Annotated in this window: 22 protein-coding genes; 3 read left to right on the top strand and 19 right to left on the bottom strand. The window is 35.9% G+C overall.

Translation table 11 applies throughout. The features are described 5' to 3' along the window. Positions 1–105: 105 nt before the first annotated feature. The 3 genes from F3059_RS10850 to F3059_RS10840 all read left to right on the top strand — a co-directional run bounded on the left by F3059_RS10850 (position 106) and on the right by F3059_RS10840 (position 4,934). The gene (locus F3059_RS10850) at positions 106–1,287 is read left to right on the top strand and encodes an ATP-binding protein (RefSeq protein WP_151169127.1); all 1,182 of its coding nucleotides are present in this window, start codon (positions 106–108) and stop codon (positions 1,285–1,287) included. Positions 1,288–1,726: 439 nt separating this feature from the next. After that, positions 1,727–2,464 carry a polysaccharide biosynthesis/export family protein gene (locus F3059_RS10845; protein WP_151169125.1) on the top strand — a complete coding sequence of 246 codons (738 nt, stop codon included), beginning with the start codon at positions 1,727–1,729 and terminating at the stop codon, positions 2,462–2,464. A gap of 1 nt (position 2,465) precedes the next feature. Further along, on the top strand, positions 2,466–4,934 hold the full coding sequence (locus F3059_RS10840; RefSeq protein ID WP_151169123.1) for a GumC family protein: 2,469 nt from the start codon (positions 2,466–2,468) through the stop codon (positions 4,932–4,934). A 551-nt stretch (positions 4,935–5,485) separates the two neighbouring features. Here F3059_RS10840 and F3059_RS10835 read toward each other — a convergent pair. The 19 genes from F3059_RS10835 to F3059_RS10745 form a co-directional block, all read right to left on the bottom strand. After that, positions 5,486–6,538 carry an ATP-binding protein gene (locus F3059_RS10835; RefSeq protein WP_151169121.1) on the bottom strand — a complete coding sequence of 351 codons (1,053 nt, stop codon included), beginning with the start codon at positions 6,536–6,538 and terminating at the stop codon, positions 5,486–5,488. Continuing rightward, positions 6,538–7,215, bottom strand: coding sequence for a PIG-L deacetylase family protein (locus F3059_RS10830; protein WP_151169119.1), 678 nt, complete (start codon positions 7,213–7,215; stop codon positions 6,538–6,540). Before F3059_RS10830 ends, F3059_RS10835 begins: the two co-directional genes overlap by 1 nt. Beyond that, on the bottom strand, positions 7,212–8,177 hold the full coding sequence (locus tag F3059_RS10825) for a methionyl-tRNA formyltransferase (RefSeq protein WP_151169117.1): 966 nt from the start codon (positions 8,175–8,177) through the stop codon (positions 7,212–7,214). Before F3059_RS10825 ends, F3059_RS10830 begins: the two co-directional genes overlap by 4 nt. After that, positions 8,170–8,772: a sugar transferase gene (locus F3059_RS10820; protein WP_151169115.1), complete on the bottom strand. Its 603-nt coding sequence runs from the start codon at positions 8,770–8,772 to the stop codon at positions 8,170–8,172. Before F3059_RS10820 ends, F3059_RS10825 begins: the two co-directional genes overlap by 8 nt. A gap of 183 nt (positions 8,773–8,955) precedes the next feature. Further along, the gene (locus F3059_RS13895) at positions 8,956–9,204 is read right to left on the bottom strand and encodes a sugar-transfer associated ATP-grasp domain-containing protein (protein ID WP_223274599.1); all 249 of its coding nucleotides are present in this window, start codon (positions 9,202–9,204) and stop codon (positions 8,956–8,958) included. A 29-nt stretch (positions 9,205–9,233) separates the two neighbouring features. Further along, positions 9,234–10,514: a phenylacetate--CoA ligase family protein gene (locus F3059_RS10810; protein ID WP_151169113.1), complete on the bottom strand. Its 1,281-nt coding sequence runs from the start codon at positions 10,512–10,514 to the stop codon at positions 9,234–9,236. Beyond that, positions 10,515–11,018, bottom strand: a complete 504-nt coding sequence (locus F3059_RS10805; RefSeq protein ID WP_151169111.1) for a GNAT family N-acetyltransferase — start codon at positions 11,016–11,018, stop codon at positions 10,515–10,517. Next, complete coding sequence (locus F3059_RS10800) at positions 11,008–12,141, bottom strand: hypothetical protein (protein WP_151169109.1); 1,134 nt, start codon at positions 12,139–12,141, stop codon at positions 11,008–11,010. Before F3059_RS10800 ends, F3059_RS10805 begins: the two co-directional genes overlap by 11 nt. Positions 12,142–12,146: 5 nt before the next feature. Next, positions 12,147–13,283: a glycosyltransferase family 4 protein gene (locus F3059_RS10795; RefSeq protein ID WP_151169107.1), complete on the bottom strand. Its 1,137-nt coding sequence runs from the start codon at positions 13,281–13,283 to the stop codon at positions 12,147–12,149. Positions 13,284–13,304: 21 nt separating this feature from the next. Further along, a complete protein-coding gene (gene gmd / locus F3059_RS10790; RefSeq protein ID WP_223274598.1) occupies positions 13,305–14,462 on the bottom strand; it encodes a GDP-mannose 4,6-dehydratase in 1,158 nt (385 codons plus the stop codon). Beyond that, entirely contained in the window at positions 14,459–15,412 is a 954-nt protein-coding gene (locus F3059_RS10785) for a GDP-L-fucose synthase family protein (RefSeq protein WP_189683221.1), read from the bottom strand. The genes gmd and F3059_RS10785 overlap by 4 nt, the downstream gene beginning before the upstream one ends. A gap of 16 nt (positions 15,413–15,428) precedes the next feature. Beyond that, the gene (locus F3059_RS10780; protein ID WP_151169101.1) at positions 15,429–16,556 is read right to left on the bottom strand and encodes a glycosyltransferase; all 1,128 of its coding nucleotides are present in this window, start codon (positions 16,554–16,556) and stop codon (positions 15,429–15,431) included. Positions 16,557–16,602: 46 nt separating this feature from the next. Beyond that, positions 16,603–17,667: a glycosyltransferase gene (locus F3059_RS10775; protein WP_151169099.1), complete on the bottom strand. Its 1,065-nt coding sequence runs from the start codon at positions 17,665–17,667 to the stop codon at positions 16,603–16,605. Between the two features lie 27 nt (positions 17,668–17,694). Next, entirely contained in the window at positions 17,695–19,590 is a 1,896-nt protein-coding gene (asnB, locus tag F3059_RS10770) for an asparagine synthase (glutamine-hydrolyzing) (protein WP_151169097.1), read from the bottom strand. Positions 19,591–19,592: 2 nt separating this feature from the next. Then, positions 19,593–20,711: a hypothetical protein gene (locus F3059_RS10765; protein ID WP_151169094.1), complete on the bottom strand. Its 1,119-nt coding sequence runs from the start codon at positions 20,709–20,711 to the stop codon at positions 19,593–19,595. 2 nt (positions 20,712–20,713) lie between these two features. Further along, entirely contained in the window at positions 20,714–21,970 is a 1,257-nt protein-coding gene (locus tag F3059_RS10760; RefSeq protein ID WP_151169092.1) for an EpsG family protein, read from the bottom strand. After that, a complete protein-coding gene (locus F3059_RS10755) occupies positions 21,970–23,079 on the bottom strand; it encodes a glycosyltransferase (protein ID WP_151169090.1) in 1,110 nt (369 codons plus the stop codon). The genes F3059_RS10760 and F3059_RS10755 overlap by 1 nt, the downstream gene beginning before the upstream one ends. A gap of 120 nt (positions 23,080–23,199) precedes the next feature. Beyond that, positions 23,200–24,009: a sulfotransferase family protein gene (locus F3059_RS10750; RefSeq protein WP_151169088.1), complete on the bottom strand. Its 810-nt coding sequence runs from the start codon at positions 24,007–24,009 to the stop codon at positions 23,200–23,202. A 24-nt stretch (positions 24,010–24,033) separates the two neighbouring features. Then, the gene (locus tag F3059_RS10745) at positions 24,034–25,392 is read right to left on the bottom strand and encodes a hypothetical protein (RefSeq protein WP_151169086.1); all 1,359 of its coding nucleotides are present in this window, start codon (positions 25,390–25,392) and stop codon (positions 24,034–24,036) included. Positions 25,393–25,395: the final 3 nt, after the last annotated feature.

Raw genomic sequence — 25,395 nt, 5'->3', positions numbered from 1 at the left:
AACCTCCACCTCGACCTCCACCTCGACCTCAAAATTATACATCATTCACAAAAATGCTTTTTATAAAAAACATTTACTAAATTTGCTTTTAAGTAAAAGCGAAAAATGAATCTGTTAATTGAAAAATCAAAAAAGAAACTAACTCAGCTAAACGCCAAATCAAAACGTTACCTGTACAATCAAATCGACTGGACCCAAAAGCTCATCATCATTAAAGGATATCGAGGTGCAGGAAAAACAACGATGGTCCTCCAAAAACTGTCAGAATCAAATGATAAAAGCATCTACTTGAGCTTAGATGACTTTTATTTTGAAACGAACAGACTCATTGAAGTAGTACAAAAGCTCTACAAAATGGGATATAGAGTATTTGCACTCGATGAAGTTCATCGTTACAACTGGTGGTCTAAAGACATAAAACAACTGTACGATGATTATGAAGACATCAACATTATTGCAACTGGCTCATCTATCCTCGATATAAAAAAAGGTAACGCAGATCTATCACGCAGAGCGGTTCTCTACACATTACACGGGATGTCATTCAGGGAATTTATAAACTTTAAACACAATCGCGATTTTAAGGAAATTAAACTGTATGATATTATTGAAAAACACCACCAGCTCTCGTCAGATATATCAGAGCAATTTAACTTTCAAAAGACATTTGATGAATACCTCGAGTTTGGTGTTTTCCCATTTTACTTTGAAAGTAAGGAAACATACCGGCAAAAGCTGGAAGAAACCCTCAACCTCGTAATTGACTCTGACATAACCCCTTTTGAGGAGTTAAAATACAGCACGGTCAGAACCATGAAAAAGTTACTGTATGTAATCAGTCAGTCCGTGCCCTTCAAGCCAAACATCAATAAGCTAGCTCAAAAACTGGATACTACCCGAAATACAGTTCTACTTCTATTAGATCATTTATACCAGGCCCAAATTCTCAATTTACTAAAAACCGATACGAAAGGAATCAGCTATTTACAAAAGCCGGAAAAAATATATCTACACAACACAAACCTCATACACCTGTTCTCAGCCGGAAAAGCAAACATCGGGAACATTCGTGAAACCTTTTTCTTCAATCAGCTCAACGCAACACAACATGTTGTAGCTCCTAAATACGGAGACTTCCTTGTCAATAATCAATACATATTTGAAGTGGGCGGACCATCAAAAACCAATGACCAAATCCGCGGACTACCAGATGCATACCTCGCATTAGACATAAAAAACGGCAACAACAACAGAATCCCACTATGGCTATTCGGAATGCTTTATTAGCGGTTGGCTGGTTAGCTAAAACAAACCTCCCAACCTACAAACCGCCAAACCTACCAACCTTTAACAACTTAACTTCACAATTAGAACTTCCCTTGACCTCCTCCCCCCCAAACCTCCCAACTCCAAACCATTAACAACTTACCATCACAATAAACCCAAATCAAAATTAGAATCCTCTCGACCTTGACCTTGGCCTCGACCTAAACCTCCTAACTTCCTTCTACTTCGACTCCGCCAAGGCTCCGCTCAGCATCCGGATCTGCCGGCTAAAAACAAACACCAAACCCACAAACCTCCAAACTTCAAATTCCCCTTGCATCATCCCACAATTAACTTATTTTTGAGGCAAAATAAACGACCTTTGAGAAATACAATCAATCGTATAACCCTTTTGCTGATTCTCGCGGCCTTATCTTTCAGTTGTGTACCCAAAAGAAAAATGGTGTACTTACAGACTGGTGAGGACTCCCCCCCCATTGATTCTATTGCCTTTACTTACGACCGACAGCAATATAGGCTCCAGGTAAATGATATTGTTGATGTGAAACTCTCCTCTCCTGAAGAAGCCATTCAAAATTTCTTTGATGTTGGTAACGACAACTCAAATCAGACAGCTCGAATGGCCGGTGGTGGCGGTGGAGACATCTACTACATGACAGGTTACACGGTATCAGACAGTGGTAATCTCGAACTACCTGTGATTGGGAAAGTAAAAGCAGAAGGCAAGACAATTCCGGAACTCAAAGAATTACTAGATACTAAAATGCAGAAATATTTTAAAGAATATTTCCTTCAGGTTAGATTAGGCGGCATTCGGTATTCGACTATTGGAGAGTTTACAAGACCAGGAAAGTACACAATTCTCCAAAATCAAGTGACCATCTTTGAAGCTCTCGCAAATAGTGGCGACCTTACTATGGTAGCGGATCGCGACAAAATACGGCTCATCCGCCAGTACCCTACCGGCACAAAAGTTCACACAATAAACCTACTCGATAAAAATTTGATCAATTCTCCCTATTATTTCATTCAGCCCAATGATGTGCTTTACGCAGAACCCCTTCCTGCTAAATCATGGGGAGTTGGAGTAACAGGTGCTCAAACACTTTCAACCATCGTGGGGGTTGTATCGAGCTCTTTAGCATTAGTAGTCGCAATCGTTGGTTTAAGTAGATAATATGCAGGACAACTTTCAACCGCAACATCAGCAGCATCAAGAAGACGATTCACTCGACATCAAAGAGTTGCTGTTTAAAATTCTGGCTGCCTGGAAGCTGATCACTATTTCTGTGATCATTGCCTTAGGGGTTGCATATTTAGTGAATCGCTACACTACTGAAAAATACGAACTCTCCTCGCTCGTACATATCCAAAAGGACAAAAACCCCTACCAGTCTCGCAGCGTGTCACTCGTTTTTAACTGGGGTGGCGCCAGTGATGAAATTCAAACCAAAATTGCTACGCTCAAGTCTTTTGAACACAATCTAAAGGTAGTTAAACGTCTTAACCTGGAGGTTAATTTCAAAAAAGAAGGACGCATCAAATCATTTGACGGATATAAAAGCATGCCGTTCACATTCGAGTTTGATAAAAAGCACCCACAATTTAGCGGGCAGGTTCGTGTTCTGACTGAGAAAAACGGCTATCGCCTTCAATTTTGGGAAGACGAAGTACCTAAAGATGTTGACGCTAATCTCTACAATGCTGATCGCGACACTACCGTTGAAAATAGCCTAACCAGTAATGAAACAAAGCTTATTGAATATGGAAAGTGGTTTGAGCTTTCATTTTTAAAAGTGAAGTTAAAAAAATCGAACAATTTCCAGATTGCTTCTGATGATAATCGCTTTTATTTTTCCTTTAAGGAGTACAATACCATTGTACCGTCTTTAATGAAGGGTGTTAAAGTTGAACAGGAAAATGAAAATGCAAGTCTACTTCGATTGACCTACAGCAACCCCAATAGACAAAAAATTGAAGACTATCTCAATACCTCGATCAAAGTATTGCAAGATTATGAATTGGAACAAAAGAACCAGACTTCGCAAAATACGATTGACTTCATCGAAGACCAGTTAGCCGGAATCAGTGATAGTCTTCAGCAATCGCAGAAAAACCTGGAGCAGTTCCGCCAAAAAAATGAATTGATCGATATCAGCAGTGAATCTCAAAGTACGATGGAGCGTTTCCTCAGACTACAGGAAGACCTCAATCAGCAGCAGCTTGCTGAAGATTACTACAACTACTTACTCAAATACTTGAATGAAAACTCAGATTTTGGTGGGCTCGTAGCCCCGTCTGTAGTAGGTGTTGAGGACCCGCTGTTGGTTAGTTTGGTCCAAAAGTTGAGTGAGTTGAGCCTTGAACGTTCGCGCTATCAATACTCAATGGAAGAGGGAAATCCTGCCATTAAGCGTATCAACGAACAGATTCGCGATACGAAAAGAACACTCATCGAAAACCTCAACAACCTAATTGAGGCTCAGGAAATAAGGATGGAAAACATCCAATCACGCCTGGGGAAAGTGGAAAAAGAAATCGCACAGCTACCGGTTCAGGAGCAGCGTTTCATCAACATTCAACGGAAATACCAGGTAATAGATCAGCAATATACATTCTTACTCGAGCGCCTGGCTGATGCTAGCGTAGCTAAAGCGGGAAACACACCTGACACACATTTCATCGACCGTGCTCGATATCTCGGTGAAGGTCCAATTTATCCTAAAAAAGGACGTAACCTCGCTATTGCTTTTATGCTTGGCTTTATTGTACCCGTTGGATTTGTAGTGCTCCGCCACTTTCTCAACAACAAAATCAACAGTCCGGCAGAGCTCGACAGAGCCACTAATCTCCCCATGATCGGGCAGGTCGGGCACTCGAATAAGAACACAAACCTTGTGGTAACTAACAACCCCAAGTCTTCTGTATCGGAGAGTTTCAGGGCTATTCGCACTAATCTCCAGTTTTTCATCAAAGACAGGGCTAAAAAGGATCTCGAAAAATCCAATGTGATCATGATCACCAGTTCTGTCGGAGGCGAAGGAAAGACCTTTTGTGCAATTAATCTCGCCAGTGTACTGGCAAACTCAGGGAAACGTACAGTTTTGATCGGAATGGACTTACGCAAACCAAAAATCTTCAATGACTTTAACCTCACGAACCAAATTGGAGTAACCAACTATTTGATAGGAGATACTGAAGCCAGCGAAATTGTACAATCAACTCATGTTCAAAATCTGGATATTATATCAGCAGGGCCAATACCTCCAAACCCCAGTGAATTGATTATGGGAGAAGAGCTCCCTAAATTACTGGAGGATTTAAAAAACCAGTATGATTACATCGTTATGGATACACCTCCTCTTGGATTAGTCGCTGACTCATTGGAATTGATGAAGCTTACTGACGTCAACCTTTACATGGTTCGTCAAAACTACACAAGAACAGAACTTCTAGATCTCATCAACAACTATTACGAGACCCATGACCTCAAAAATATCGGGATCGTATTCAATGATGTACAGGTTCAGGCAGGATATGGATATGGTTACGGTTATGGATATGGTTATGGATATGGTTACGGCTACGGTTACGGCTATTACGAAGAAGACGAAGAATACAAAAAACCCTGGTGGAAGTTTTGGTAAGTACTGCCTTAGAGCTGTTGGCAGGTTTGGTGGTTTGATAGTTTGATGTGAAACAAATCTCCTATCATTCCGACTCAAACCTTCAAGCGAACCCAAACTTCCCAATCAACCCAAACGCCAATACGTAGCCCCCGTCTCATCAGTCAGCGATACGTAGCGGATGTGCGGAGTATTAGAGATTCTTAACCTGACACATTTGTCAGATTTTAGAAGCTCTTATATCCTCGTGACGGAAGGAACGGGATCGCACACTATTTTTTCACTCGCTGAGGGGTTTCAACATACGAAAAAGACAAAGCGCAGAGCACACAATCAGACTACGGTTTTTGGAGTTTAGTCTTAGTGAATCTTGCTCTTTGACGCAAGTCAAAGACTAGATGAACTTAGATCCTCGCACTTGCTGCGGGACCCCTTAACACCTTAAACATCAAGCAATCCTAAAGTGAAATTTGAACACCTTGACCTTGGCCTCGACCTCTAAAATCGCTGCGATAAGAACAAAAAAGCCGATCTCCCGATCAGCTTTTCTTAAAACCTAATAACTTTACTCTTTACTTCAATAAATCCTTCTTCTCCAGAATTATTGGTTCAATATCAACATCACGTAAAAAAACATATTCTTTATCAAAGAAGTGAAAAGAGTTTTCAGGCATAGTAAATCCACCTTTTAACACATCCACAGTATCTTTGATAAGGTCAAAACCACATTCAGCCATAATACCAGTGTAAGCCATATGGCGGATATTTATCTCAGTAACCTTCAAGTTCCCGTCAATATCTTCTTTGAAATCGAAACTGTAGACACCATTAGCTTCAGCACCTGTTCTATCTTGAACAACTTTCATAACTAACTCACATTTCTCAAGTAATTTTTTTTCATTTAATAATAAGCCATAAGAAGTGTTCCCCGTTACTTTTGAAGGAGCAATATCAGACATTACATATTCTGCGCAATGTAATCCTGCATTTCTAACACAACTGCCTTTAACATATAACATTTGATTGGCTAAGTGACGACCATTTAAAAATTCACTTATTGTAAATTCAGGGACATCCTTATGAATGAACAGCCATGCTTCCAACTCTTCTTTACGAGACAATTTCAATGAGCCCAATCCTCCAGAGCCTACAGATGCTCTAATCCAACATGGGTAACCAATTTTCTCTTGAATTTCTGAAAATTTTGGATTTTGGGGAGTCATACGAATCGTATCAGGTATAAAATCAGTTCCTTCAAATAAATCTGACATTGCCGCCTTATCCATTAAGGCATTTACGTGTTCTATAGGTGGAATAATTGTCGGACATGGATAGCTCCCATGCCTGTTGTAATATTCTCCCCATGTCTTTACTTCTTGTTCCGGCTGAACAAAAGCCAAATCAATATTTTCTTCACGAATAATGCTCTTGATAACCTCAAAATAGTCACTTGAGTTAGCTCGTGGAATCAATATGCTCTTGTCGAGTAAATCACACATGTAAAAACCAATAGCTTTTGGTTCTATATCTGTTCCAACGAGCTTTGCTTCCGGATAAAGCTTGCGTAATCGTTTCGTTATGGAACGTGGTGTTGGGCCACCAATACCCAAAATTAAAATATTCATTAATCTTTAATTTCTCTGATTAACATAAACGCCTCGGCTAAATGAAAGCCTACTGTTGCACCGCGATGCATCGCCAATGCGCGCATAGATTCTTGAGAACGAGGATGTGGGTATTCTTTCACCTGACTCTTATAAAACCCAAAACTTTTCGCTTTTTCTTCAAATGTATCGGTCACATTCTCAAAAACCGTTGGAATGAATGCCTCATTTTGACTCGGCATAGCCCATTCTGTTTCAGATAAAGTCTCGTATGAATATATACGCTTTACGGGACAGTTGTTAATTGGTCTGGCCGCAACCAGACTGCACTCATGTGTTACAAAATGATCCCTATGTATATCTCCCTTGTGTGGAATATACATCGTATCAATATCATAATCTCTAATTATTTCAGAAATAGCGATAGATAATTTGTAAGACGCAATACTATCTAGTCTTGGAGCTGGAAAATCTAAAAACACTACTTTCTTTACCCCTAAATAAGCATTAGCTACCTTTGCCTCTTGCCGATTTTTCAGAGTATCTTCTTCTTTAAATAATTCAGGAGCACCAATGAAGCCATTAGTGATCATTAAAACAATAACATTCAGTCCTTTCTTAGTTAGCTTTTTAATTGTGCCACCACAACCTAATACCTCATCATCACAATGAGGTGCTACAACTAGAATATTCTTCATTTTTTATTCGATATATAGTTTCTATATAATACAACCCAATTGATACCCAGCTTATGGCCTTCAATTAATTCGGAAAGCGCAACTCCTTCCCAGTCAACAACCTCAAGATGCTTCTCTCCTGTACATACGACAAAGCTATTTTCCAAAATCTTGACGATACGTCCTGGTACTCCCACAATATTTTCTGAATTCCAAACTTCAGCTCGCCAGACTTTTATTTCCTTTTCTCCTAGAAAGGTAATTGCACCAGGCAAAGGATGAGAAACGGCACGAATTAATCTTTGTAGATCAACTGCTGGCAGCTCCCAATCGAGATAACCATCGCTGGGGGCACGTTTACCAAGATATGTGGCTTGAATTTCATTCTGTTGGTGATACGAAAGCCAACCTTTTTTAATATTTGGAAGTACTTCATCCATGGCTTCGTCAATGGAAACCATGATTTTATCAATTACATCTTTTGGGTACTCTGTACCATCTAATTGAGTTGGTTTTTGAGCAATTATATGGCCGCTGTCAGTACCTTCATCAAGCAAGAAAAAAGACGCTGCAGCATCCACCTTTCCCATTATAATCCAAGCTATAGCTGCTCTTCCTCTACCCTTAGGCAAACGAGTAGGGTGATAACCTATACAAGCAACCTTTGGAGCATTCATGAGATTTGTTCGAACCAACTGAGAAAGTCCTATTACAAAGAATAAATCAATCTGACGTTTCTTAATTCCGTCAAGAATCCAATCATCATTCAATTTCTTAAAATAACTAAAATCTAAGGATGCCGACTCAGCTATTGGACCAAGGTCATTAAATCCACTTACATTTTTTGAAATAGTTGGATCTAATCCTAAAACCCATTGGATATTCATTTCATATTCAATAAGCTTTCTTAGAACACGTGCACTGCTGTTGACGCTTCCTGCTATAGCTATTCGTGGATTTTTGTGAAATTCCAATTTAGCCATTGAGTTTGATTTTGAGAGGTTTATTTATGTAATACTCTTCGCCCCGAATAATTAAAAATATTGTCCGCAAAAGAATACGGATGTCATTAATAAAGCTCACATTATCCACATATTGGATGTCAAATATGTATCGCTCAGGCCATGACAAGTGAATGTTACCTGATACTTGTGCTAGACCCGTTAAGCCAGGCAATACTTCAAATCGTCTTTTTTGGACAGCATTCATTTCAGGGACTTGGTGAGCAACACTCGGTCTTGGGCCAATTAAAGACATATCACCTTGGACTACATTCATCAATTGAGGCAATTCATCAAGCTTGTACCTCCTTAAATAATACCCCACAGCTGTGACTCCCTGAACTTTTCCGATCAATGGTTTATTTCCAACTTCTCTTTTCTCATTGGTCATGGTTCTAAATTTCCAAACTCTAAAAATTTTTAGATTTTTACCTATTCTGTCCTGTCTAAAGAATACCGGACCTGGAGAAGTAGTCTTGACTAAAACAGCAATCAATAAAAGTACAGGACTTAAAATTATTAAAGCAAGAATACTGATGAGGATATCGAGGAGTTGTTTCAGTGATTTTCTGTACATCTTTAGACTCTATTATTGAATTCTGATAAATGTTTGATTAAAGTTTGTTTCATACCTTTTGATAGCGGCAATTGCCAAACTAGCTTACACCTATCGTGATTTCCTTCAATTAAGCCGGGCTCATTTTCAGTAACATCAATGCCCATCCTATTGAACGATTTTCTGGATGTTCTTGCGCAGCACCTATGCCAGCTTTAAACATTCTTTCCACATAGGCACTTGAAATCCAATCATCTTTACTCCTGTGATTGGGTGTGTAGATTCTGGTTTTCTGGTAATGTCGCTATAAATTCCCAGGCCGAATATACCCCCTTTTTTGTCATCAATTGGCGCTACCAAGTTACCAGCAACTAAATTATCAATTGGAGAGTTTACAGAAACTCGTTGATTATTCACTAACAATTTGAACTTATTCTTTACATTGAACTTTATGAGAATATAATATCACAATATTTCACAACTCACCTATGATTACGCATTAAATTCAAAACCTTTCTTCGTTTTCCTGAATTAAGCAGCGGAACTTCCTTCACATATTCTATTTTAATTTCTGCATCATATCCAAGATAACCTTTGAACTCCTCAATTAATTCTTTTTCTCTCGTAAAGGTATTGTTACCAATGTTTAGTTTGAATAAATAAGATGTTCTTGAACACTGAACAAATTGATACTGCAATAGCTCTTTATACTTCCACATCATATTGGTAATAACAAACGAGCTTATTAATTGATCTTTTGTGTTGTAAATTGCGTCCATCTTACGACCCTCGATATGATCTAAATACATACCACAGGAAGAGATACGACCTAAGTCACCTGTATCATAACGAATAAGAGGCATTGCGTAATTATAAATATCAGTTATCACTATCCTTCCTATCTCTCCTTTTGAAACTGACTCGTCACTGTCCATCTTTAAAGTCTCTACTTTAAAGCTATGACTATTAATTAAAAACCTACCGCTTTCATCTACCTGTTGAGCTATTATCCCATTCTCCATATTAGAGTATCTCGCAAATACATTCTCCGAAAGCCATTGCCTCATATGAGCTTTAGCACTGTCGGGTAGTGCCTCTGACATGGTTATAATACCCAGAATCTTAGAATGAAGTTTAACATCTTGACGTTCACAAGTTTTGGAAAGCTCTTCAATCGCACTAGCATACCCTAATAAGAAAACCTTTCTTTTCGCGTTACTTAGATTTTGAATCAATCTAATCCAAAAAGAATCGCTCGAATCACGAACATCAACAGGTACTACATTCTCTATATTTCTTTTCAAAAAAGACTTCCTGTTTAGTTCATTCCAAATCTTGAAATAATAAAATTTAATCCCAATATCATATCCAGCCAATTGATTAAAAAAGATTGTATCAATAGAATTGAACTGTTTCTTCCTCCTACTCCAGTATGTAGTAAATGGCACGCCAGTTGAACCACTGGTGACTTGTTCAATTAACTCACTCTGAACAAAGTCGGGTGATAGGAAATGGTTTAATTCATTTCTGATATCTAACTTACTAATTGATTTAAAATCTGATAACACCTTACCATTCGATGGATAATAATCCACCTTAGAGGAAGCATAATTGATAAGGGCATTTAAAGACTCTTCAGAGTATAATAAGTGAAAAGTCCTTATATCTATATCATAAGCATCATTTAATTTTTTTACTCCCTTTTTTATTGCACCTCTATTAAGAAGGTCTACTATCCAGAAAACTTTCTTTCTAAAGTTCATTTAATCAATCGTTTTAAATTTGCTACGTTTACCAAGCCGGTAGAAAGTAAACCCACATTTTTCGGCAAGTCTTTGTGAGTTTAAATTGTCTTTTGTTGTAACATACCAAACATCTCCTTTAAAATCAGTTAAACTTCTTATTGCCCTGTTTAATAGCAACTTACCAAGACCTTCACCCCTGTGTTTTGAGTTGACAAGAACATAAGTAAACTGCACATCATGATTACTCATAAATTTCCACTTGAAATAAGTAGGTACTATTAGTAGAGATGCAACTATTTGATTGGACTTTTTAAGCTTTATTATTAAAGCAGCGTATCTATTATTCCTGAAAACATTGATGAAATGAAAAACTGTGTATATCATGTATTTCCATCCTTTTCCAGGTGGCTTCCAATTATACAGAGATGGCCTCCACAATTGAATGTCAAGATGCTCTACGCTAACAGTATCATCTGGAAAGTTCAAACTATTTAGTTTATACAATAAAGGATTATCGCCCATCTTTAGTTATGATTTTAGCAAGCTCTAATGCAGATATAAACTCGACTTCCGGATAATTTGCAGTAATCATCTCAATTAAAATCTTCAATGCTTTTAGGCTTTCCGTCCTATTAGATTCTGTAATTAAACCTGAGAAGTTAACCCGATGGCTACTGATTATAGCAGGTTTGTTTAGTCTGAATGCCGCATTTATCTGTTTCCAAGCAATACTTACAGCAGTTTCTACCCCCGTAAACCCTGGCTCGAAGACCACATTTCGGATAAGAAACCTCTGACCCAATTTATTTTTCTTACCTAGATAAGACATATCATATGAATAACCACCACCCTCTTTTATCTGTTTTTTAATAAGTGGTGCATCCATATATTTTATTCCACAATCATGTAAAGCTTCATGCAAATCACTATGTTCTCTTGCTCCTGGCGGATTGAAGTAATCGGGATAATAGCCATATACTTCATTAAAACGTCTAGTTCCATCTTTAACAATTGCATGATACCCTTTTAAACCCAACAAGTCTTCTAAGTCAAAAGCACCTGTATACGAGAGTCTTGGATGCAAGCTGTTATTTATGCTCGTATAGCTACGATTTTTTAAAGCAACTAAAGTGCTTTTGTCTCCTAAATTTAAATTCGACTCGAATACTTTTAAATTAAAATGCTCTCTCCCATGAAACTGTGGTGCCATCAGCCCTTTCTCGATTCCTTCTTTCCACAAATCCCATGTTCCTTTATACGCTTGTGGTTGAAGTGCACTCAACTTTGCATATGTTTCAGGAAGCAACTCGTAAATATAGCGCTCATACCCTTCTTCTTGCATCGCTTCAAAGTTGATATTACAGGGCAAAGCAAAGGGTGTAAAAACAGCATGATTACCCTTTTTATCTTTTACTGAGGTCAAAACCTCAAACAAAGCCCCCAGATCATCTCTTGTTTCAAGTGTATCATAGGCGTCAAAGCGAGAGTGCACTTTAAGTCCGGCTTTATCCATATTCTCCCGGGCTTTTTTAGAATCGAGGCGAACATTTCCATAATCATCTACAGAAATAACTACCAGTTTTCGTTTGGTTCGCCACCCGGGAAGATTTTTCAGATGATTAAATATCTGTTTTTTAATATGCATTATACTTAATCTAAGTATTTATTTACAAATTTATCTGCGTTTGACCTCTTAAAATCTTCAGATGCCCTTACCGCATTTTCAGACATTCTTCTCTGTAATTCAATATCATTACTCAATTCCATTATGAAATCAGAGACCTCATCTAACTCAGACTTTGAAAAGCATTTAGCATGACTATACTTATTTGCGTAAACGCTTAATTGACTATCCTTTGAGGCAATATATAAGGACGGAACACCATAACTCATCAAGTTATAAGATTTGCTTGGCACACTGCCTTTACTTGTTGTTTCATCTAATATGACTGTTCCAAGATCAGCTGCGCTTAGTGAGTAAGGAAACATTTCATCTGACTGAAAGGGTAAAAACTCACAATTTGGCAAGTCCTTCTCTTTAACCATTTTTTCAAGAACGGGCTTTCTAGGTCCTCTACCAATTATTTGAAAAAGTATTTTGTTGTTCTCTTTTAATCTTTCTGCAATATCAATCAATACTTCTACATTATGAGTCAATCCTATATTACCTGAATATTGTACAATAAACTTATCCTTTAAGTTATGTTGTTTAATAAATTTATTAGACTCCTTTTCAACCTTGTTGTTCTCCTGAAATATGGACCATATTGGTTGGATGATAATTTTGTCACTGGGTGCATACTGCTCTAATAATTCGGCCATTTTTTCACTTATTGTAAATACTCGAAACGCATTACGAAAGGAAATTTTATTTAGAGCAGACCATATCCGGTATACAGGATGACTTTCTTTCATTCCTGTAATTTTAAAGGCATCAGGAAAGACATCCCAAATCACCATACTAAACTTGTTGAACACTACTAAATTCAGTAAATACCCCATTGGTGGTACTGAAACAAAAAAAACTTCATATTTCCTGTACTTTGTCAATAATAGCCACCACATCCGGAAAAGGGCAAGCAGATAAGAAAATGCTTTTTTACTCGCAGGTCTCTCATGCCACTTGTTGATATAATGAATCTTTATATCATTATCTAATTCTTCTCCCTGAACATGAACACTTCCCGTTACAAGAACTACCTCATCAAATTCTTTATTAAATGCATTAGCAAAGCCTACGGTTAAGTAGTTAGCAGCCTGATTTAGTATTACAATCTTTCTTCTCATGCTTTAAAGTGACATATTAAATCACTCTTCCTGTCTTAAAATTTTATGTCCTGCTTTTCTTAAATGAATATCTCTTTTAAACAGATCAACATCAGAGGCTACCATTTCTTTTATCAGTCCATCTAAATCATACTGAGGTTCCCAATTCAATTTCTTTTTGGCCTTCGTAGCATCACCGATCAAAAGCTCAACTTCGGTAGGTCTAAAATAACGTGGGTCAATTTGTAAAACCTTTTTAGGGAGTTCTTTTAATGAAGCAGGCATTTCATTTTTATTAATCCCGGTTACTTCAGTGTAGCGGTTCTGATCAATCTTCTCAATAATCCCAACTTCTTCAATCCCTTCTCCCTCAAATTGAATATCAATCCCGAGTTCTGAAAAAGATTTTTTAATAAAATCACGTACTTTGGTGGTATTTCCAGTTGCAATTACATAATCCTCAGGCTTATTTTGTTGGAGTATTTTCCACATCGCTTCTACATAATCCCTGGCATGTCCCCAGTCCCTTTGAGCATCGAGATTCCCCATATAAAAGTTATCCTGTAACCCTAAAGCTATTTTGGCTACAGCTCTAGTGATTTTTCGGGTAACGAAAGTCTCTCCCCTCAATGGTGACTCATGATTAAACAGAATTCCGTTACAGGCAAACATTTCGTATGCTTCGCGATAATTTACCGTAATCCAATAGGAATAGAGTTTAGCTACTGCATAAGGAGACCTTGGGTAAAATGGAGTTTTTTCAGATTGAGGAACTTCCTGAACCAGTCCATAAAGTTCAGATGTCGAAGCCTGATAAATTCTTGTTTTCTTTTCAAGCCCGAGTAATCTAACTGCTTCGAGAATCCTCAAGGTCCCTATGCCATCAGCATTAGCTGTATATTCAGGTGTATCAAAACTAACTTTTACATGACTCATTGCTGCGAGATTGTATATCTCATCAGGTTTTACCTCCTGAATAATACGAGTCAAATTCATCGAGTCAGTCAAATCGCCATAATGCAATACAAGCCTTGGATCCTCGACATGAGGATCTTGATACAGATGATCTATTCTGTCAGTGTTAAAAAGAGATGCTCTCCTTTTAATACCGTGAACTTTATAACCTTTATCTAACAGGAGCTCTGCTAAATAAGCTCCATCCTGTCCTGTTATACCAGTGATTAATGCTACCTTCATCAATTATTTATTTTTACTTCTTTAATTTGATCTACATTATCTAAAAACCAGGAGTATGTAGCTCGAATGCCATCTTCAAGTTCAATAGATGGCTTCCATCCATTATTTCTCAACTTTGAGCTATCCATCCATTTCCTCGGAGTTCCATCAGGTTTTGATGGATCCCAATCTATTCTGCCTTTATGGTCAGTAATTTTTTGAATCAATTCTGCCAGCTCTTTTATTGAAAGATCAGATCCGTACCCTACATTATAGAGGTTTTCAGGCAACTCATTCTCAAGTGCAAACCGCACTGCTTTTGCCAGATCATCGACATGCAGGAACTCTCTTTTAGGAGAGCCCGTTCCCCATAGACTTACATTTTTATTACCATTTAACTTTGCCTCATGAAATTTACGAATCATCGCAGGAAGTACATGAGATGTTTTAAGGTCAAAGTTATCATATGGCCCGTATAGGTTAGTTGGCATTAAGCTGACATAATCGTAACCGTATTGCTTACGTACAGATTCAGTAGCTTTTACACCACTAATCTTTGCAATGGCATACCATTCATTTGTCGGTTCTAATGGACCAGTAAGCAAATGTTCTTCCCTTAGTGGTTGAGGAGCCATCTTCGGATAAATGCATGAGCTTCCAAGGAAAATAAACTTTTTAATCTTATTATTCACTGAAGCATTAATCAGGTTGTTCTGAATAAGCATATTTTCCATAAGGAACTGATACGGGTATTCATTGTTTGCCAATATCCCCCCTACTCTTGCTGCTGCATCAATAATGACATCTGGCTTTTCAGATTCTATAAAATCATTAACAGCTTTTTGGTCTTTTAAATCGAGCTCTTTGCTTGTACGACCTATTAAATTGTTGTTATCTGATTTTTCTAAATTCCGCCAAATTGCAGACCCTACCATTCCTCGATGACCTGCTATGTATATTTTCATATTTTTAATTTTTGAGACTCTGGGCCTATTCTTTGTGAGATTCTATCACTAATTTTTCGCACAAATTAATATACTTTTCCGCTCTTTCCTGTGGGCTATCAAACGTCTTTAATTGCTCTTTTCCTTTTGCTATCAAATCACCCTGGAGATCTTTATCTTCAATCAATCTTTCAATTTGATCTGCAGCATGCTCAGCATTTTTAGGCTCGTAAAACAAAGCCGCATCCCCACATATACTCCTGGCAAATCCCAAATCCGTAGTAAGGATAGGTTTCTCCATGATCATCGCTTCAGGATACGATGCCGAAAAACACTCTGCAAGTGTAGGTAAAAACATCCCATCACACTCACTGTACAACGAAGGACATTCGGGAGGCTTGATTGGTCCTACATTTTGGATCTGACCGTGAAATCCAATATACTTTTGATAATCTTCCTCCTTTAATGTCAAAACAAACTCTACATTCCCTACCCCTCTTGATTTCAATATCTCGAGTACTTTTGGAATTATTTCGAGATCTTTATGTCCATAATATGAGGAGATAGTTACAAACCGGAAAGTATTTTCATCTTTATGTCGCAATTTTGCAGGACATTTTTCCCAGTCTTTATAATAATTACTGGCTGTATTTGTGACAGTATAAACCTGGTCAGACCCGAGTGCTTTACGCACTCTTTTATTCACATCATCAGTTTGAACGACATATATATCAGCATCTCTTTTGAAAAAATAGAAATGTAGTTTCTTTTTCAGGTATCTCCGAAATGAACTGTAAGCTGAAAGGCCTTTAATAAATGGTGATTCCGGGTAAATATACAATGGCAAATTATACCCTATAATTTGAGGAGCCTTTGAGTGAAAGTATGAAGGTCCTGAAGTAGCGATAATCACATCAGGTTGAACCCGATTCTCCACTTCCTGCATAGTTCGGTTGATCTCAAAAGTTTTTTGGAGGTTAATAGCTCCAAAGTCAAAGTGTTCAAAGTGAAAATTCGAAGTGAACTCATCTTGAACCAGTGATTTTCGAACCCCTGGCCCTACCCAAACAAAAAACTCATGCTGAGTGAAATTCCTACACTCATTTATAAACGAAAGAGCGACCTGAATTGCCCCACCAAAACGTTGATGTGATGTATTTATAGCTATTTTCATAATGAATTACTCCCACAGATGTCACTGAGTGACATACTGTAGCCTTCTACTCTAAAATAAAATCTAAAAATTGTTTTGTGATCTTTGAAGCCTCAAACTGTTTCATCTTTTCCCTCGCTGCTTTTCCAAACCTTTTACGTAGCTCAGCATCTCCCATCAACTCAGACAGTTTTTTCTTATACGTTTCATGATCGCCCTCAGGAATCAAAAAGCCATTCACTTCATTATCAATAATATCAGACGGCCCTGCTATGCAGTCGTATGCAATACAGGCACAACCAGCAGCCATTGCTTCTGCCAGGGCATTTGGAAATCCTTCAGATGTTGAAGTAAAAGCAAATATTGCTGACCTCATATACCAATCAGTAACATTTGACACATTTCCTTTCAATTCGATTTTATTCGATTTTGCGGACTTTTCTACTTGTTGCCTTACTTCATTGTAAGTAACCCCATCTCCCAAGAAGACACATTTCCAGTTACTATTGTCAATCTCACTAAAATATGAGACTAACCAACCTTGATGCTTTGAAGGAATAAACCGCCCAACACTCAAAATAATATTTTCTTTAGCCTTTAATCGATTATCATGAGAGATTATTGGAACAGGATTTGGAATTACTTTTATGTTTTTGTGACCAGTTTGTTTTTTCGCATACTCTTTGGCTTTAGTTGTTTGTGCAATAATACCTGCTGAAACTTTATAAACTAAAGGGTTGAGAATATCTAAAAACTTACCGTAACTTATACCCGGTCTGCTTCTATCAGAAACAAAGACTCTTTTACCTAAACCCATGTTAGCGAGAAGAACATAGGAATTGTATTTCCCACCAAAACTCAGAACCGATTTAGCTTTTAAACTCTTTAGTGTTCTTCTGAGCCAGAAAAAGTTTTTCCACATAAATACCATTCTTGACATCTCATCAATCGTAAAATGTGGCTCAATGAAATTTATTTTATCATTGACATGGTAAAACTTTTCTCTTTTGGATAAAACAATAAGGCTAACATCAGCACGGTCTATAGAATGATTTGCTATTTCAGACATCACTCTTTCAGCCCCGCCTGAGGTTAGTGAAGAAATTACGAGAATCAATCCCCTTCTACCCATAGCTTAACACGCTAAAAAGACTAGTAATCAATCCCTAACCCACTTTCCATACCACATCTGAAACATTAATATATACCAGATAAGAGGACTGTAATGCATATTTTTTTTATTAAACTTTCCAAGTTCGGCTAAAACAAAATCGACATTAAAAAGGCCTGACCATGAAAGCGCTTCTCTGGATAGATACTGTTCCTGCAGATGTCTTAGGTCTCCTCTTAACCATTCCAAAACAGGAATTGAAAAACCAGACTTTGGCCGTTCCATCATTTCTTTTGGTACATACTCATGAACAATATCACGAAGTATTTTTTTTCCAACACTTCCACCAATATATTTGAAGTCAATTGGTAATCTGGCTGAATACTCTAAAAGCCGGTGATCTAAAAAAGGCTCTCTTCCTTCTAATGAAGTACTCATCGTAGCTCGATCTACTTTTGTAAGTATATCGTTCTGGAGGTAGTTCTTATAATCAACAGCTAAAAACACATCTTCAGAACAATTAAACATATTTACATCTATAGTGTCATATATAGTAGACAAGCTTTCTGGCTTTTCATTGAAAAACCTACTTATATATTCATCTGGTTTGCTATTAGCATTTTTGAAAAGAAGTTTAGCTTGTTCTACTTCGGTCTGATTGAGTGAAGAGTAAAAAGATCGCACCTTATGCTTTTGTGACTCATCTCCGGGAAGAAAGCCTGAGAGTCCTGCAAATTTTGATACTAATGGTTTGAATAGCCTCGGTATTAAATCTAGTTTTTTGAGGTTTTTACTTTGTAAGAAATAGCTTTTATACCCAAAAAACAACTCATCTCCAGCATCTGCTGATAAGGCAACTGTAACTTTTTCTTTTGCAAGCCTACTAACCAAAATGGTAGGAATAGCAGAACTATCACCAAATGGCTCATCATAATAATAAGGCAAATCTTCAATTATTCTCTGGGCTTCTCGAGTTGTGCAGTAATACTCAGTATGGTCAGAACCGATATATTCAGCAGTTTCTTTAGCATAGGGTGCTTCATTATTACCTTCCTCAAACCCTATTGTGAAAGTCCTAATTTTTTCCTTGCTCTCTGATTGTAAAATTGAAGCTACTGCTGTACTATCATAACCACCACTTAAAAAGACACCAACTGGCACATCTGAGACCATCCGATAACTGAATGCTGACTTTAAAAGTTCGTGCAGCTGATTTTTTGCTTTTTCATAACTTATCTCAAACTTAGGCTCCCTGAAGAAATCTGCTGCGTCCCAATACTTTTGAATATTATGACATCCCTTTTTTAAATCAATTATTAAGTGATGCCCAGGATTTAATTTATATGTATCCTGAAAAATTGAATTAGGAGCAGGAATATAACCGTAATTTAAATATGTAGGCATAACCGATTTATTAATTTCCTTCTTAAACCCAGGATGAGTCATCAGAGCTTTTAATTCAGAGCCAAATAGAAATAAATCATCTTTTTGATAGTAATAAAGTGGTTTTACTCCTGCCCTGTCTCTAGTTATCGTTATAACCTGACTGCCTTTATCGTAAATAACATAAACAAACATCCCGATGAACTTCTCAACGGATTTAAGTCCCCACTCTTCATATGCATGAAGTATTACTTCAGTATCTGAACCAGTTATAAACTCATGATTCAGTTCTTTCAATTCGTTCCTTACTTCTTTGTAATTATAGATTTCACCATTGAATACACAACTGAGCTGGTTGTAATGCATAGGCTGATGACCATCCTTTGATAAATCTATTATTGATAACCTAGATTGCCCGAGCCCAATATTTAATCCTTCCCGTTGAAATACTTCCGCTCCTTCATCATCTGGCCCACGATGTCTTAAAGAGGCTACCATTTGATTTAAAGTAGCTTTTGATGTATCCTTTTTATAATCTATGAACCCTGTAATCCCACACATAATTACTTGTTGTATAACTTGCCTAATTCATCGCTGCTCATAAAACGAACATCAGGATAGTTTTTTAGTATTTGTGTTAAAAGTTTATCGAGTAACCTAAGATTTTTATCTCGATTATCTGGATTCAGTCTTCCAATATAGTTCACTCTGTGAGTACTAATTACAGCTGGCTTATTCCAAAAGAAGGCGTTCTTTATCTGAGCCATTGCATGATCAACCATTGAGGGATCAGAATTATGCTCTGATGGTTCAAACATGACATTTCTAACAATGGATTTTAAACCAGATTTATTCTTTCTTCCTTGCCAATGATATTTCTTTTTTATTTTGAGATCAAGTCCCTCCCTTGGAATCCTTTGAATATGTGTTCCTTGTATATATTTCACTCCTCCTCTGAACAAATGTCGTTCTATTTCAGGTGACCATGTATAACAGGGTGCTATAAAACTTTTAGATTTAAATCCCCATATTTCCTCAAATAAGTCAAGACCTGATCTAATAATAGACTCTTCGCTTTCAAACTCTATATTGTAAGCCCGACCAAAAGCATCTAAATAATCTCTTCGTCCACTTGTTCTACCCTGCTCTGCAACAGTGAACTGTCGTTCTTCAAAAGCATCATGAAAACGTTTATCACCTGTTTTTAAAGCATCCAGCCACCTATTAACATTGACGTGTTCTCGTCCATGAAACTGAGATTGAATGAGTCCATCTTTTAAACCCTGACGATAAAGATCCATTACCAAATCCGTTTCAGGATACTCCTTAAGTGTTTCTGTGAATGATTGATAATAATACTTTTGATACCCATTTTCATGGATTTTATCAAAATCAGGATTAGCTACTATATTGTTTATCGTGAACTTAGCTGGGCTACCATCAAAACTCTTGTGCTTATCTAATATTTCTAAAAGACCAATTATATCTTGATTGCGTTCAATCGAGTCAAAACGATTATAAGTACAATATTCAACAGGATAACCCTTTTCGCTTAAATGACTCAATGAATCTTTAGATCGGGATCTAATCATACCCCAATCGTCAGATTCGAAAACAACAACGGGGTTCATGATGCTTGTACCATAACAATTAATGATATTTCTTTTGAATACTCCTAACATTATCAGCCTGTAATAGCTCTTAATAAAGAGTTTAAATCTGTGTATTCACCGTTCATAAAGAGAACTAAAAGTGGATTGGCGAATACACCTTCTACACTTGTAAGCAGTAAGCCTGCACGAATTGAAACAATAAGAAATAATAATACCAATGGTAACGAGACTAACTTGTAAATCTTGATGAATCTAAAAATTGAATGGCGATATAGCACTACAAGAATTAAGGCTGTAGCTATCAATTCTGCAATTAAAAAAAAGCGTTTCCCTGAAGGTATATCGTCAATTAGATTTGTGAATCCAAAAATCAATAGTGACAACTTAAATAATATGTTTTCTTTATTTTTTAGTGTTAAACTTTTTCTTTTAAAGTAAAACAACAACAAATAGCCAAAAATAACCCAACGATAACCTTTTGTATATAAATCAGCATACCAGTTTCTTTTACCCGAAAAAACAGTATTTGACGATTCTCGATAATTACTTACTTTGTTTTCATCAACGTAACTATCTGTCCGCTCTTGAAAAGTTTGATTTCCTACCGAGTTAATATATGTTTGAATTGTATTTGAACTAAAGCTAGGTGCAAAAAACGACAGTGCAAAAAACAAAAAGAAAAACCGTATATTCATCTTTTTAAAAAAACTAAATCCAACAAGAAGAGATACGGGTATCAAGAATGAAAAGTGAACCAGAGGCGTTAAGAAACAATATATCAAGGCTTTTCTATTACCTTCAAAAAAATACAACAATACGCCATAAGTAAACATATGTACTGAAGTATTAAACCTAAATCCTCCCATAGTCCATAATGGCATTATTAACAAAAATGAGAAGAATAATAGCTTATTATAAAATGTATTTAATCGCAGGTATTTCAAGACTAAAAAAGTATTTCCAGAATAGAAATAACCGAAAATCAAACCATATATTAAAAGCAGGACATTTTGGCTCTCAGTAAACCTGGATACAGAAATTGCCAAAAAACTTCTTAAAAAATCAATCTCTCCGGAATTTTGATAATAAGACCAATATGAACTAAGTGTATCAAAACTCTTGTTATGTAATGACTGCATTTCAGCTATGTAACGAACAATGTCCGAGCCCTGTGATTCAGCTCCAACTGCAATAGTAAAACCATAATAACCTGCATATAGCCATAGTACTACACGAAATAACTCCCACCTTTTATTGTAGAAAGCAACAATCAGTGCAAGAAAAGGCTGAATAATAAAAAGCAAAGCATATAATCGGAAATTAGTCATTAAGTTAGACGTAAAAATTCTTTAGCAACATTTTTTATATTAAATCTTTCAAAATTTTCATCCACGTAAGCATTGTCGTATTTCCCTCGCATAAATTCATCGACAACCTTTTTCGGAAAGTCTGTATAACAATAGGAAAGAATAGGACGGCCACTGATACGATAATCAATTAACTTAGTTGGAACAGCTATGGTTTTACCATTACTCTTTGGCAAATCTATATTAACCAAAAAATCTACTTTAGATAAAGACTCTAGAAGATTGTCTCTTTTGACATAGTCCCTAACATAAATTTTATTTCCTATTAGATGATTATACTTCTGTAATTGATGTTTCTGTTTTGTATATATAATAAATTTATAATCTAACTTCTTTTTTTCTAAATAATCGATCAGTTCAAATGGGTCTCTACTACCAGGTATGATTGTTCCTGAATAAATAAATGTTGGTATCTCATTTTCTTTATACTCTGGTAAATCACTAACATTTAAATTAAAGCCTTGAGGTATTACTTCAAATTTATATCGATAATTTGAATTAAATAATGAAATCATATCCTCAAAAGGTACTGTAACGTAATCAGCTTTATCTAAAAAACTTCGCTCTAACAAATTAAAATAAAAAGGCTTAGGTATCTTTTCATATTTAACATTCATATAGGGATCCCCACAATCTGCTACCCAAGTTTTAGCAGGGTTTTTTGCTTTATTAAATTTATCCCAAATAAATGATACACCCCAATGAATAGGAAAAGGTTGTGCTATTGATATCAACACGTCATAATTAGAATATTTTTTTAATTTCTTCCTGAGAGATAGAGCCAGCTGAATATCCGGATATTCCAAGAAAAATTTAAATATTCTATTTAACATGTAACAAATTTTAATATCATCAGGAAATAATTTACTCCACGAGAGTTCAATATTATCGACCTTTAGACCAAACTCATCTGCTAACCTATAGCTCTCTGCATCAATATTAGGAGCTAGAACAGTAACATTATTCCCTTGCTTTGATAGTTCTTTAGCAAGTTCAGTTGTTCTGAAAGAACGAGGACTCTGTGTAGGATGAAATTCACCACTTACTATTAAAATATTTTTCTTTATCATATTAGAATAATCAAATAGAATTTAAATTAAAAAATGGTAAAATATAGAGTATGGAGTAAAACAACAACTATAAGAAAGAGTAAGATTGACGAAAATCATGGTGAAAATTCATCTTGAAGCTTACAATTTAATTGAATCAAGGTCCTTAAGCAAAGAGGTAGTCTTATTATCTACTCTTTTTAATAGCTTTTGAACTTCTTTTGAGTTATTGATCTCAGCTATTCGTTCGTTATGATCAGTATCTTTCCATCTCATAGATGAAGTTTTATAAATATCTTTAACCTGACCATCATGAAAAGCTCCATGCTTTTTTACAGTGCTGTGTTTTGAGAATTCTAACATTGATTTGTCATATGGGATTTCTAAAAAATCAGTAATCTGTTTAACAGAAAGTTCAAGCTTATTTATTAACCCTTCATAAGAGACAAGCATAACATCATTATTTGTATCATCCTCACAGATATCAAGTGTCAAACTTGTATCACTTATCCAGCGTGACATGCTAATATAATATTCAGACTGCCCTGGATGCTTTGAAGTTAAAACGTCTCTACCGTTTCTAATCATCAATAAAAACTTAACATTACCTTCATACAATTCTCTAATTTCATTAATGTAATATAAATTTCTCGGAGTTTTCTCACAGAGTAAATTAGAAGTAACGTTATTTTCTAATCGAGTTTTTAAATACTCTAACCTTAACAGCTCATATTTTTTTTTGAAAAAATTATATCTATAGTTTTTTGAAAAAATCTCAACAAAAGCATATGTTTCAAAATCGATCGCAGTTACATTAGGATGGGCTCCAATAATAGCAGATAATAGACTAGTCCCTGTCCTGCCACAACCAGCAATAATAATCTTCTTTCTATTTTCTTCAAAAACAAAACGATTTAATGCTCTTAAAAAGACTGATAAATTAAAGCTCATAGATATCTTTCTGAAAATTAAAAACTACTCTCCTAAATATAACTTCTTAAACTCTTTGAATTTAGATTTTGACTGAACTTCCTTTTGCCAAGTTGCAATATCTACATTATTAATAAACTCTATAAGTGATGTAACTGATTCATGAATAACTTTCTCTTGCTTAAAAAAAGAGATATACTCTAAAACTTGAGGTGCAGGTTGGCGAAAAAAATCAGTAATGATTAATACAGGTTTCCCAACTTTTAAAGACTCTAAAAAATTAGTGCTTGGCCAATCAGTAATCAAAACCAGTTCAGCATTAGCTGATACTTTAAACATAGGATCACGTCCGTAATCAACATTAAAACTTTTTGGTATTACTAATTTTTGTGTACTATTGAAACCAACTTTTGAAAGTGATGTTGGTCTCATTCGACAAGTAATTTCTCTAAACTTTTCTCTATCAATATTATTTTCAATATTATCAATTATTGAATTATAATAATCAATCTTCCTCTGATCAATTTTTGAAAATACTATCAATAAGTCAATGTTTGGATTTTGAACATCAACACTACTATAGTTATTCATGTACTCTTCTAGCCTTAATGCCCTAAACGGAAAGTCTTTTCTATGATACTTCCATCCATATGTTCTCAATTCATCTATTACTTCATAGAGAGTTTTATCGGGATGATCTTTTAACTCGCCCATATAGCCACCTGTTTGATATGCTACTACACGACTACCTTTCGATTGATATTGTGCCAATAAATACTCATCAAACACCCCTCCCGTATGTTCAAAATGAAATTCTTTTTGATTAGAATTTAATATCGGAATTTTTTTTATAAACCAGTCAAAATATTCAACATAAAAACGTGGTAAACATAAGAGAACATTCTTAATAAAGATATCTTTCTGACTTTCTGCAATTATTCTATTTTTTCTTCTTCTTGAGATGTTTGGCTTTATTAAAACTTTTAAAGGGATGAAATTCTCAAAAAAATCCCCACCAATTGCTGCTTTAATTTTTTCTTTTCTGGTTCCGCATATAATTACATTAGATTTTAACAATACTCTTTTAACATCTTTAAATTTTGTCTTTGACTGTAACGCCTTTAAAACATACCCCACATAACCAAATATAATTTGCTTTCTTGTTATCGGAACATAACTATTAATTATATTCAGTGGTACTTTCGGTGAAAAACCTTTAGAGCTCATATACTCCTGCTGTCCTATACAAGATTTAAAATACAATGAGAGAAGATGTAACCAAAATCGCTCTGATCTATCAATACTATGCAATTCATTTAACAAAGGTGTTAACCTATTTGCTAGATTTAATATTCTATCTGGTCTATCGTTAAAAAACTTTTGATTTTTAAATCTATTTACCATTAC

It is taken from the genome of Salibacter halophilus (assembly GCF_008806325.1).
Lineage (GTDB): Bacteria > Bacteroidota > Bacteroidia > Flavobacteriales_G > Salibacteraceae > Salibacter > Salibacter halophilus.
This window is presented reverse-complemented; position numbering and strand designations above follow the sequence as displayed.

Excerpts from the sequence above, each read along its gene's own strand:
- F3059_RS10830 (WP_151169119.1), bottom strand. The coding sequence starts at position 7,215 with ATGAAGAATATTCTAGTTGTAGCACCTCATTGTGATGATGAGGTATTA.
- F3059_RS10810 (WP_151169113.1), bottom strand. The coding sequence starts at position 10,514 with ATGAACTTTAGAAAGAAAGTTTTCTGGATAGTAGACCTTCTTAATAGA.
- asnB (WP_151169097.1), bottom strand. The coding sequence starts at position 19,590 with ATGTGTGGGATTACAGGGTTCATAGATTATAAAAAGGATACATCAAAA.
- F3059_RS10760 (WP_151169092.1), bottom strand. The coding sequence starts at position 21,970 with ATGACTAATTTCCGATTATATGCTTTGCTTTTTATTATTCAGCCTTTT.
- F3059_RS10820 (WP_151169115.1), bottom strand. The coding sequence starts at position 8,772 with ATGTACAGAAAATCACTGAAACAACTCCTCGATATCCTCATCAGTATT.
- F3059_RS10850 (WP_151169127.1), top strand. The coding sequence starts at position 106 with ATGAATCTGTTAATTGAAAAATCAAAAAAGAAACTAACTCAGCTAAAC.
- F3059_RS10780 (WP_151169101.1), bottom strand. The coding sequence starts at position 16,556 with ATGAAAATAGCTATAAATACATCACATCAACGTTTTGGTGGGGCAATT.
- F3059_RS10805 (WP_151169111.1), bottom strand. The coding sequence starts at position 11,018 with ATGGGCGATAATCCTTTATTGTATAAACTAAATAGTTTGAACTTTCCA.
- F3059_RS10835 (WP_151169121.1), bottom strand. The coding sequence starts at position 6,538 with ATGAATATTTTAATTTTGGGTATTGGTGGCCCAACACCACGTTCCATA.
- F3059_RS10775 (WP_151169099.1), bottom strand. The coding sequence starts at position 17,667 with ATGGGTAGAAGGGGATTGATTCTCGTAATTTCTTCACTAACCTCAGGC.
- F3059_RS10840 (WP_151169123.1), top strand. The coding sequence starts at position 2,466 with ATGCAGGACAACTTTCAACCGCAACATCAGCAGCATCAAGAAGACGAT.
- F3059_RS10765 (WP_151169094.1), bottom strand. The coding sequence starts at position 20,711 with ATGTTAGGAGTATTCAAAAGAAATATCATTAATTGTTATGGTACAAGC.
- F3059_RS10745 (WP_151169086.1), bottom strand. The coding sequence starts at position 25,392 with ATGGTAAATAGATTTAAAAATCAAAAGTTTTTTAACGATAGACCAGAT.
- F3059_RS10845 (WP_151169125.1), top strand. The coding sequence starts at position 1,727 with ATGGTGTACTTACAGACTGGTGAGGACTCCCCCCCCATTGATTCTATT.
- F3059_RS10750 (WP_151169088.1), bottom strand. The coding sequence starts at position 24,009 with ATGAGCTTTAATTTATCAGTCTTTTTAAGAGCATTAAATCGTTTTGTT.
- F3059_RS10800 (WP_151169109.1), bottom strand. The coding sequence starts at position 12,141 with ATGCATATTAAAAAACAGATATTTAATCATCTGAAAAATCTTCCCGGG.
- F3059_RS10825 (WP_151169117.1), bottom strand. The coding sequence starts at position 8,177 with ATGGCTAAATTGGAATTTCACAAAAATCCACGAATAGCTATAGCAGGA.
- F3059_RS10755 (WP_151169090.1), bottom strand. The coding sequence starts at position 23,079 with ATGATAAAGAAAAATATTTTAATAGTAAGTGGTGAATTTCATCCTACA.
- F3059_RS10795 (WP_151169107.1), bottom strand. The coding sequence starts at position 13,283 with ATGAGAAGAAAGATTGTAATACTAAATCAGGCTGCTAACTACTTAACC.